Below are 846 nucleotides of genomic sequence, written 5' to 3' on the forward strand. Positions count from 1 at the left end.
ATACTAATGAGTGATATAACATTATGACTAATCTTCATAAAAAAGGTGTTGGTAAAAATCTACTATTAAATGCTAATTTAATGCGGGGCAGTAAAATATTTAATAATAAATTATTAAATATTTTGCATCAAACACCAATTAAATTAAATAAAATTTTAAATCATTTAAACCCAAATTTTTATATTCAAAAAGTAACTAAAAAATTATTAGCCCCAATTGAAAAACAAATAATTGCTATTAAACAAAAAGTAATTAATAAAATTACTGATAAAACTAAAAAAATATTGTCTAAATTTGAAACTAAGGCTATTAAAAAAGGCCAATTATTACCTTTTGCTTATGGTTCTGATGTTTTTTTAGCAGTAAAAATTGTTCCTTTATCAGTTGCGGGTGAAGTTGCTTTAACAATATATTATAAAAATCCTAAATATGCCCCTATTGTCGTTATGACAACTTTAATCAAAGCAGAACAGTTTGTTTTGGCTTCTGAACCATTTAAATTCTATATGAACAGTGAGTGGTTTATTGGTTGGGGATTTAAAAAAACAAGTTTATTTAATTTAGTTTCTTTTGCCCCACTTGCTTATCAGCAAGTAGTAAAAGATAGTTTTAAAATATATAGGACAATTGCTAAGATATTAAAAATGCAAGAACAATTTAAAAATAACTTTAATAAAGATAAATTGTTAAATACGCTAGAAGATAGTGCGGTTACTAGTTTATTGGGTAATGGACTAGTATTTCAAGCATATAAACAACTCAGAACAAAACAAGATTTAAACAAAACAATTAAAACAAAAACATTACTAAATAGTAAAAAATTTATATCAAAGAAAATATATTCTA

At 23.9% G+C, this 846-nt stretch carries 1 protein-coding gene; it reads left to right on the top strand.

Going from position 1 to position 846, the window contains the following annotated elements; all coding sequences use genetic code 4:
• Window positions 1–846, top strand: an 846-nt coding sequence (locus D9R21_RS07820) for a hypothetical protein (RefSeq protein ID WP_158614012.1), incomplete at both ends; no start/stop codon positions are given.

It is taken from the genome of Spiroplasma endosymbiont of Megaselia nigra (assembly GCF_003987485.1).
In the GTDB taxonomy this organism is placed as follows: domain Bacteria; phylum Bacillota_I; class Bacilli_A; order Mycoplasmatales; family Mycoplasmataceae; genus Spiroplasma.